General features: G+C 72.0%; 10 protein-coding genes. 6 read left to right on the top strand and 4 right to left on the bottom strand.

What is annotated here, in order from left to right:
• Positions 1 to 2 precede the first annotated feature (2 nt).
• The 5 genes from N798_RS13530 (at position 3) to N798_RS13550 (ending at position 4,744) form a co-directional block, all read left to right on the top strand.
• A complete protein-coding gene (locus tag N798_RS13530; RefSeq protein ID WP_035949208.1) occupies positions 3 to 740 on the top strand; it encodes a cytochrome c biogenesis CcdA family protein in 738 nt (245 codons plus the stop codon).
• The gene (gene resB, locus N798_RS13535; RefSeq protein WP_035949210.1) at positions 740 to 2,329 is read left to right on the top strand and encodes a cytochrome c biogenesis protein ResB; all 1,590 of its coding nucleotides are present in this window, start codon (positions 740 to 742) and stop codon (positions 2,327 to 2,329) included. The genes N798_RS13530 and resB overlap by 1 nt, the downstream gene beginning before the upstream one ends.
• Positions 2,326 to 3,315, top strand: a complete 990-nt coding sequence (ccsB, locus tag N798_RS13540) for a c-type cytochrome biogenesis protein CcsB (RefSeq protein ID WP_035949212.1) — start codon at positions 2,326 to 2,328, stop codon at positions 3,313 to 3,315. The genes resB and ccsB overlap by 4 nt, the downstream gene beginning before the upstream one ends.
• Before the next feature lie 4 nt (positions 3,316 to 3,319).
• Positions 3,320 to 3,640 carry a DUF4229 domain-containing protein gene (locus N798_RS13545; RefSeq protein WP_052117349.1) on the top strand — a complete coding sequence of 107 codons (321 nt, stop codon included), beginning with the start codon at positions 3,320 to 3,322 and terminating at the stop codon, positions 3,638 to 3,640.
• Between the two features lie 297 nt (positions 3,641 to 3,937).
• Entirely contained in the window at positions 3,938 to 4,744 is an 807-nt protein-coding gene (locus tag N798_RS13550) for an endonuclease domain-containing protein (RefSeq protein WP_229708362.1), read from the top strand.
• A 34-nt stretch (positions 4,745 to 4,778) separates the two neighbouring features.
• Here the strand turns inward: N798_RS13550 and N798_RS13555 are convergent, their stop codons facing one another.
• The 3 genes from N798_RS13555 to menE are packed head-to-tail and all read right to left on the bottom strand — an operon-like array spanning position 4,779 to position 7,089.
• Complete coding sequence (locus N798_RS13555; protein WP_035949215.1) at positions 4,779 to 5,663, bottom strand: 1,4-dihydroxy-2-naphthoate polyprenyltransferase; 885 nt, start codon at positions 5,661 to 5,663, stop codon at positions 4,779 to 4,781.
• Between the two features lie 12 nt (positions 5,664 to 5,675).
• Positions 5,676 to 5,927, bottom strand: a complete 252-nt coding sequence (locus N798_RS13560; protein WP_035949216.1) for a PLDc N-terminal domain-containing protein — start codon at positions 5,925 to 5,927, stop codon at positions 5,676 to 5,678.
• 4 nt (positions 5,928 to 5,931) lie between these two features.
• Positions 5,932 to 7,089: an o-succinylbenzoate--CoA ligase gene (menE, locus tag N798_RS13565; protein WP_035949218.1), complete on the bottom strand. Its 1,158-nt coding sequence runs from the start codon at positions 7,087 to 7,089 to the stop codon at positions 5,932 to 5,934.
• A 45-nt stretch (positions 7,090 to 7,134) separates the two neighbouring features.
• On the opposite strand from menE, the gene N798_RS13570 reads away from it, so the two are divergent.
• On the top strand, positions 7,135 to 7,590 hold the full coding sequence (locus N798_RS13570; RefSeq protein ID WP_035949221.1) for a hypothetical protein: 456 nt from the start codon (positions 7,135 to 7,137) through the stop codon (positions 7,588 to 7,590).
• Here the strand turns inward: N798_RS13570 and N798_RS13575 are convergent.
• On the bottom strand, positions 7,587 to 8,336 hold the full coding sequence (locus tag N798_RS13575; RefSeq protein WP_035949223.1) for a hypothetical protein: 750 nt from the start codon (positions 8,334 to 8,336) through the stop codon (positions 7,587 to 7,589). The two genes, N798_RS13570 and N798_RS13575, sit on opposite strands and share 4 nt — an antisense overlap.
• Positions 8,337 to 8,594 lie beyond the last annotated feature (258 nt).

The raw sequence follows: 8,594 nt of genomic DNA on the forward strand, positions 1-8,594 counted from the left end.
CGATGTCCGACCAGATCGCTTCCGGAGCGCTGCCCCTCGCCGTCCTCGTGGCCGCGCTCGCGGGCCTCGTGTCCTTCGCCTCGCCGTGCGTGCTGCCCCTCGTGCCGGGCTTCCTCGGCTACGTCACGGGGCTGAGCGACACCGCGCTCGAGCAGCGCTCACGCGGTCGGATGGTGCTCGGGGCACTGCTCTTCGTCCTCGGCTTCGCCGTCGTGTTCATCCTCATGTTCCTCTTCGTCGCCACCCTCGGCCGGTCGCTCACCGAGCACCGCGAGCTGCTCATGCGGGTCGGCGGGGTGCTCGTCATCCTCATGGGGCTCGTCTTCCTCGGGATGGGGTCACAGCGGCAGTTCGGGCCGACCTGGCGTCCGCGGGCCGGCCTCCTCGGCGCGCCGGTCCTCGGCGCGGTGTTCGCGCTCGGCTGGGCGCCGTGCACGAGCCCGACGCTCGGCGCGGTGCTGGCCATGTCGGCCTCGGTCACCGACCCGAGCCAGGGCCGCGCCGTGACGCTTGCGACGGCATACGCCTTCGGTCTGGGACTGCCGTTCGTCCTCGCGGCGGCCGGGATCGAGAGGTTCGAGCGGGTCTCGCGCTTCGTCCGACGGCACCACCGCGTGGTCCAGGTCGTCGGCGGGGGCTTCCTCGTCGCCATCGGCGTCCTGCTCGTCACCGGTGTCTGGGAGGACCTCATGCGCTGGGTCCAGACCGAGCTCATCAACGGGTTCGAGGTGGCGATCTGATGAGCCTGTCGACGCAGCCCACCGACCCGCGCACCGAGCGCGACGACGTCACCCAGCCCACCCTCGGGCCGCTGGGGCTGCTGCGCTTCGCCTGGCGGCAGCTCACGTCGATGCGGACCGCGCTCTTCCTCCTGCTGCTGCTCGCGGTGGCGGCCCTGCCCGGCTCGATCTTCCCGCAGCGCTCGATCGACGCCGTGCGGACCGCCGACTGGATCGCCCGGCACGAGACGGCCGGGCCGTGGCTCGACCGGCTCGGGTTCTTCGAGGTCTATGCGTCGCCGTGGTTCGCCGCGATCTACCTCCTCCTCTTCGTCTCGCTCGTCGGCTGCGTCCTGCCGCGCTCCAAGGTCCACTGGAAGGCGATGCGGTCCCAGCCGCCGCGCGCCCCCAAGCGCCTCGAACGGCTCGCCGCGCACGACACGGTGACCGTCGACGGCGCGCCCGACGAGGTGCTCGAGCAGGTGCGCGGGGCCCTCCGGGCCGGCCGCTTCCGAACGCACTCGCACGACGCGACGACCGTCTCCGCGGAGAAGGGCTACCTCAAGGAGACGGGCAACCTCGCCTTCCACCTCGCCCTCATCGGCGTCATCGTCGGCATGGCGTGGGGCCACCTGCTCGGCTGGAAGGCCGACATCATCCTGCCCGTCGGCGAGTCGATGGCCAACGTCGCCGCCCGCTACGACACGCTGAGCACCGGCCCGCTCGTTGACCCCGCCGACTTCGAGCCGTTCCAGATGACGCTCACGCGCTTCGACGCGGAGTTCGAGACCGACGTCCAGGGCAAGGGGCAGTTCGGCTCGCCCCGGGACTTCACGGCATACGTCGACTTCACGAAGTCTCCCGGCGCGAAGGTGGAGAAGAAGGTCATCCGGGTCAACGGCCCCCTCGAGACCGGCGGCGGCACGGCCTTCCTCCTCGGCAACGGCTACGCGCCGAAGATCACCGTCAAGGACGCGCAGGGCAACGTCACCTACTCCGACGCGACGCCGTTCCTCGCCCAGGACAACAACTACACCTCCGTCGGCGCGGTCAAGGTCGCCGGCGCCGGGCCCGAGGGCAAGCAGCTGGGCTTCGCCGGGCTCTTCCTGCCGACGGCGGTCCTCGACGACCAGGGCCCGCGCTCGGTCTTCCCCGACGCGCTCGAGCCGGCGCTCGCGCTGTCGGCCTTCGAGGGGACGCTCTTCCCGGGCGGGCGGCCGCAGTCGGTCTACTCGCTCGACACCGCCGAGATGACCCAGCTCGAGAACAAGGAGGGCACCGACCTCCTGCGCATCTGGCTCACCCCCGGGCAGACGTACACGCTGCCGGGCGGACAGGGGTCGATCACCTTCGACGGCGTGCAGCGGTTCGCGGGCATCTCGGTGCGCAACGACCCCGGCAAGGAGCTCACGCTCGTCTCCTCGCTCGTGGCCCTGCTCGGGCTCATCCTGTCGCTCACCATCCGCAGGCGACGGGTGTTCGTGCGGGTTTCACCGGCGGACGAGCAGGGCCGTACCGTGGTGAGCATCGGCGGCCTGGCCAAGGACGACGACGAGGGCATGGGCGAGCAGCTCGAGGACGTCCTCACCCGACTGAAGGAACGATCGTGACCAACGAGAACCTCGCGACCTACGCGAACCTCAGCCTCTACTCCGCCATGGCGGTCCTCACCCTCTCGATGCTCGCCTATGCCGCGTACCTCGCCGGGCTGCTCCCGGCGCGTGAGGCGCGGGCCGAGTCCGCGGAGGGGGCGCGGGAGCGCGAGCTCGTCGCTGCCGGTGGCGTGGGTGCGTCGGGTGCCGGGTCCGGCGGTGCGTCGGCTGCGGCGTCGGAGGCCGACGGGACCGGTGTGCCGGTGCGCGCCCGCAAGGCCGGCGGCGTCGCCCAGACGCTCGCCATCCTCGGCACGCTGCTGCTCCTCGTCTCGGCGAGTCTGCGTGGGGCGTCGGTGCAGCGCTGGCCGCTGGGCAACATGTTCGAGTTCGGCGTGGCGTCGGCGCTCTTCACGATGGTCGTCTTCGTCGCGTGGGGCATGCGCCGCGACCTCAAGTGGCTCGGGCTCTTCGTCGTCGCGCCCGTGCTCATCCTCCTCGGGCTCGCCAACACGGTCTGGTACACCGAGGCCGCCGAGCTCATGCCGTCGCTCAAAAGCGTCTGGCTCGTCATCCACGTCACCGTCGCGACGATCTCGGTCGGGCTCTTCGCCGTCGGGTTCGTCGTCGCGCTGCTCTACCTCGCGCAGGACCGGTTCGGCGCCGACCGCGGTGTGCTCCGCGCCCTGCCGGCGGGGCGGACGCTCGAGCGGCTGACCTACGGGCTGCACATCGTCGCGTTCCCGCTGTGGACCTTCACCCTCATCGCCGGCGCCATCTGGGCGCGCCAGGCATGGGGGTCCTACTGGAACTGGGACCCCAAGGAGGTGTGGACGTTCATCATCTGGGTCGTCTACGCGGCCTACCTGCACGCCCGGGTGACCCGGGGCTGGCGCCGCCAGTCGGCCACGTGGGTGGCCGTCGCGGGGTTCGTCTGCATCATCGTCAACTACGCCGTCGTCAACGTCTACTTCGTCGGCCAGCACTCCTACTCGGGGCTCTGAACCCATGTCGATGGTCCGCTACCTCATCCTGCGCACGCTGATCTTCGTCGGCTGCCTCGCCCTCACCTGGCTCCTCGGCCTGCGGGACCGTGAGGAGCAGCTGCTCGCGGTCGTCATCGCCGCCGTCGCCTCGCTCGTCATCTCGGCGGTCGTGCTCAAGCCGTTCCGTCAGCAGGCGTCGGCCGACATCGCCGAGCGCGTCGACCGGCGGGTGGAGCGCAAGCGCGAGAAGGCTGCTCGCAGCGACGAGGCCGTGGAGGACGCCGAGCTGCGTCGCCCGGCCGGTGACGTCGACGAGGGCGGCAGCGACTCCGACTTCCGCTGACCCTGCAGGGTGGTCCTCGAGCTCGCTCCTGTGTCCTGCCAGGGGTGGGGTAGAGCCCGCGCACTGCTGGACACAGGCCGGCAGACGGTCGTCCACAGCGCGAGGAAGTCCGCCTGACCGTCCACAGACGAAGCGGATGCACGTGGTGCCCCCACGACATGGTCCGCGAGGCTCAACGGCATGCGGGTCAGGACCAACGCTGAGCGACGACGTCAGGCAGCTGCCGCGTTGGCAGCCGATCATGACGGCGTCGTGCACCGCGCCGACCTGCGCCGGATGGGTGTGACACGGCATGACGTGAGGGCAGAGCTCGAGGCAGGGCGCTGGGCCAGCAGGGGCCGCCACACCATCCGGGTCCTGTCCGTCGAGACCTCCGCGCGGGCAGACCTGTGGACCGCCGTGTGGGAGAGCGGATGGGGTGCGGTGCTCGACGGAGCCGCCGCACTCGTGGCGCAGGGCATGGTCGGGTTCGCCCCGTCCACGATCGACGTGGCGCTCCCGAAGGGGTCGACGAAGCGCCGCGTGGAGGGTGTCACCACGCACGAACGGCGTGAGGTCGGCCCGGTCGTGGGCTCAGGCCTCCCGCGCACCCGACCCGAGCATGCCCTCGTCCGGGCCGCCCAGTGGGCCCGGACGGACCGTCAGGCGGCTCTGCTCATCTGCTTGCCGGTGCAACAGCGACTCGTGCGGCCTGAGTCCGTCGTGAGCGCTTGGGCCTTGATCGCTCGGTCACCACGACGGGCGCTCATCGGCTCGGTCATTGCGGACGTGTGCGACGGTGCGCACTCGCTCGGCGAGCTGGACTTCACGAGGTTGTGCCGGGCGCGCGGGCTGCCCCCACCTGTGCGGCAGAGCGTGCGCTCGTCACCCAGCGGCCGCGTCTACCTCGACGTCGAGTGGGAGGGCCTGGTCGTCGAGATCGACGGCGGACACCACTTCGCCGGGCTCAACCCGATGGATGATGCGTTCCGCGCCAACGAGGTCGTCCTCGACGGGACGCCGGTGCTGCGACTCCCCGTGCTCGGGCTGCGACTGCGGCCTGACCTCTTCATGGCCCAGGTCGCACGGGCAGTGGAGCGTTATGTCCTGCCGCGTGCGGCCTAGGACCCTCGTCCTGCTGGACACACGAGGTTTCGGGTCAGCCGAGGGCGCGGGAGGTGAGGATGCCCGCGAAGACCGTCACGGCATACACGAGCTCGTACTTGCCCGTGGAGCCGAGGACGGGCACGAGCCGGCGACCCTCGGCGCCGTGCATGACGACCTGTACGGCGCGCCAGATGGCGGCGATCGAGAGCAGGCCGAGCAGCGCGAAGGGGTCCCAGATCGCCATGACGCCGACCATGAGGATGCTCACGACGACGAGCGCGAGCCAGAAGCGGCGGGTGCCCGCGTCCCCGAGCCGCACGGCGAGCGTGTGCTTGCCGGTCTGCGAGTCGGTGGGGATGTCGCGCAGGTTGTTGATGACGAGGATCGCCGAGGCGATCGCGCCGACGCCGACGGCCGCCGCGACGCCGAACCACGTGATCGTGCCGACCTGCGCGTAGAGCGTGCCGAGGGTCGCGACGAGGCCGAAGAAGACGAAGACGAAGACCTCGCCGAGACCCATGTAGCCGTAGGGGTTCTCGCCCCCGGTGTACTTCCAGCCGGCGACGATCGACAGGATGCCGAGAGGCAGCAGCAGCCACGCCTCGGAGAGGGCGACGAGGGCGAGGCCGGCGACCGCGGCGAACCCGAAGGTGAGGAAAGCGGCCATCTTCACGCTCTCGGGCCGGGCCAGCCTCTGGCCGACGAGCCGCACCGGGCCGACGCGCGAGTCGTCGGTGCCACGGATGCCGTCGGAGTAGTCGTTGGCGTAGTTGACGCCGACCTGGAGGGCGAGGGCGACGACGGCCGCGAGGAGCGCGATCCCGTAGTCGGGGTCCGAGTGCTGCGCGGCCGCGGCCGTCCCGATGACGACCGGGGCGATGGCAGCGAAGAGGGTGCGGGGGCGCGCGCCGGCGACCCACTGTCCGAGTGTGGCCATGAGGGGTGGTGCCTAGAGTCCTTTGAGGAAGTCGGGGTCGTCGTCCGGGCCGCGCGGCATCGGCCGGCGCGGTGGCGGCGGGCTCGCCTTGGGGCGCCCGGCGAGCAGCCACGCGACCGACCCGGCGAACGGGAAGAGCAGGATGACGAACACCCAGATGAGCTTGGGCAGGCCCCGCACCCGGCTCTCGTCGGTCTGGACGCAGTCGACGACGCAGTAGATCGACAGCGCCAGAGCGATGAGGAAGGGCAGGAAGCGGAGCACGTCCTCATTCTCCCACGGTCGTGAAGAGCTCCCGGATGGCCGCCCGGTCGGGCTTGCCGGGGCCCCGCGCGGGGATGGCGTCGACCTCCCGGACCGCTCGGGGCAGGGCGGCGTCGGCGAGTATGCCGCGGAGCTGCTCGCGCAGCCCGCCCACCGTGGGCGCCGCGGAGCCGGGTGTCGTCACGACGGCGACGGCGAGCACCTCGCCCCACTCCGGGTCGGGGACGCCGACGGCGACGGCCTCGCGGATGCCGTCGAGACGCGCGACAGCCTCCTCGACGAGTCTCGGTGCGACCTTGAGGCCGCCGGTGTTGACGAGGTCGTCGACCCGTCCGTCGACGTGGAGGCGTCCGTCGCCGTCGAGGTGCCCGACGTCGTCGGTGCGGAAGGTCTTCGGGCGGGGGAAGGCGTCGCGGGTGCGGTCGGGGTCGCCGAGGTAGCCGGCGGCGACGGTGGGGCCGACGAGGGAGATGCGGCCGTCGGGGTCGAGCTCGACCGACGTCCCGTCGAGCGGGCGGCCGTCATAGACGCAGCCGCCCGCGGTCTCGCTCATGCCGTAGGTCGTCACGGCGGTGACGCCGGCCTCCCCGGCGCGCACGAGCAGGTCGGGGTGGGTGGCCGCACCGCCGACGAGGACCGCGCTGAACCGGGCGAGCCGATCGGTGGCGGCGTCGTCGGCGAGCAGGCGGCTCAGCTGGGTCGGGACGAGTGACACCACGGTCGGCTGGTCGGTCGGCGTCATCGCGTCGACGGCGGCGGTCCAGGTGGAAGCGGTGAATCCGGAGGCCGGGTCGAGGACGTCGGGGGTCGTGCCGGCGACGACCGAGCGGAGCAGCACCTGCAGGCCGGCGATGTGGTGGGCGGGCACCGTGAGCAGCCACTGCCCGTGCCCGCCGAGTCGGGCCGCCGTCGCGTCGATGCTGCTGCGGAGGTTGGCGGCCGTGAGCAGGGCTCGCTTCGGGACGCCGGTCGAGCCGGACGTGCCGATGACGACGGCGAGGTCGACCGGAAGGTCCGCATCAGAGTGCGGTGCGAGGTCCGGGGGAGGTGAGCCGACGGCATACGGGGCGATGGGGTGACCGCCCTCGAGGGCGAGTGCCAAGCGGGGGAGGAGGTCGAGGGCGGCCGCGCCGGGTGGGACGGCGAGCGGCTCGATCCTCATGGGACAACTCTAGGCAGGCGGGTGCAGCGTGAGGATGATGGGCGCATGGACCCCGAGTTCGCGGCATACCTCGATCGGGTTCGCGCCCACCGGGCCGAGCTCGGGGAGTCGATGGCGGCCCTCGACGCCGCGCTGGCCCTGCCGATCGGGCTCGGCCCGCTGTGGCGGCGCCGGGTGCGGGCCGCCCTCACCGAGCTCGAGCACGACCTGCGCGACCACCGCGCGATCACCGAGGAGCCCGGTGGTCTCTACGCCGGCGCGGTGGCGCGGGCGCCGCGGCTGGCCTCGCTCGCGAAGCTCCAGATGGAGGACCACCTCGACTTCATCGAGGTCGTGCAGCGACTCCTCGGGGAACGCGACGAGGGCCTCCGTAGCCCGGACGCCGTTGCGGCACACCGGGAGGCGGCCACCGAGCTCGTCGGTCGGATCATCCGGCACCGCCAGCGTGGCGCCGACCTCATCTACGAGGCCTACGAGGTCGACATCGGCGGCCAGGGCTAGGGCCTGACGAAGGTGACCGACATGGCGACGTCGGTGACGCGCTTGACCGATGCGCCGGTGGCTGCCGAGGGGGTCGTCGCGGTGACGACGACGCGCGAGCCCTCGACGTCGAGGATCCAGTAGCGGTCGGTCGCCGCCACCTCGAGGACTCGCGCTGTGTCGCCACCGCCGGAGTCCCAGAGCGACATCCCGTCGCCGGACCCGCAGCGCGCGAAGTCCACTCCGGCGTCCGAGGTCAGCTCGACGTAGAGCCCTTTGTGGCCGCCGAGGGTGACGGCGACGGGGCGCGTCGTGGTGGTGCGCTGCTGCGCAGTCAGGGCGTGGACGAGGTCCTGGACGCTCGGCCCGAGGGCCTGCGTGGGTGCCGCGGTGTCGCACGGGTCGGAGAAGACCCGCGTCGGCGACCGGTACAGCACCTGCCCCGGGAAGTCCTCGAGACCGGCCTCGTCGTGGGTCCAGATGTAGTCGGAGCGTGCCTGGTAGCCGGCCGGGACGGTGAAGACCGCGAGGGGTGCCTTGGCGGCTCCGACCGCGGGCAGCGCCCAACGACCGGGCCCGTCGAGGTGCGTCTCCTGGACGAGCGTGTAGTCCGGGGCGGCGGTGACGCTGGGGCTCGAGCTGCGGCGTGGGCTCGGCGTGGTGTCGGCGGCCGTCGCCGCGTCGACCGGGCCGTCGGAGCAGGCGGTGAGCGCTGCGAGTGCGAGGAGTGCGGCGACGGCTGTCAGCGGTGTGGTGGTCGGTCGCATGGTCCCGTTCCCTTCGTCGTCGGTCCCGCTCGTCGGGACCGTCGGTGTCAGGGGACATCGGCACGGTGTCGGGTCACCTCCGGACCGGTAACAGCCCGGTGTCGGGCACGCCGTCGGCGACCGATGCAGACGTTGGCGGACGAGTCAGCCGTGGCTGGCTCGCCCGGTCACTTCTGGCTCGCTCGGCGCCGCACAGCGTTCGCGGCCGCGCCGCTGGACGAGACGGCTCAGAAGTACCAGGGGAAGGGCGACCAGTCG

The sequence above is a fragment of the Knoellia flava TL1 genome, assembly GCF_000768675.1.
GTDB classification, from domain to species: domain Bacteria; phylum Actinomycetota; class Actinomycetes; order Actinomycetales; family Dermatophilaceae; genus Knoellia; species Knoellia flava.

Coding starts and splice junctions, on each gene's coding strand:
- N798_RS13530 (WP_035949208.1), top strand. CDS start 3: ATGTCCGACCAGATCGCTTCCGGAGCGCTGCCCCTCGCCGTCCTCGTG.
- resB (WP_035949210.1), top strand. CDS start 740: ATGAGCCTGTCGACGCAGCCCACCGACCCGCGCACCGAGCGCGACGAC.
- N798_RS13545 (WP_052117349.1), top strand. CDS start 3,320: ATGTCGATGGTCCGCTACCTCATCCTGCGCACGCTGATCTTCGTCGGC.
- N798_RS13555 (WP_035949215.1), bottom strand. CDS start 5,663: ATGGCCACACTCGGACAGTGGGTCGCCGGCGCGCGCCCCCGCACCCTC.
- menE (WP_035949218.1), bottom strand. CDS start 7,089: ATGAGGATCGAGCCGCTCGCCGTCCCACCCGGCGCGGCCGCCCTCGAC.
- N798_RS13570 (WP_035949221.1), top strand. CDS start 7,135: ATGGACCCCGAGTTCGCGGCATACCTCGATCGGGTTCGCGCCCACCGG.
- N798_RS13575 (WP_035949223.1), bottom strand. CDS start 8,336: ATGCGACCGACCACCACACCGCTGACAGCCGTCGCCGCACTCCTCGCA.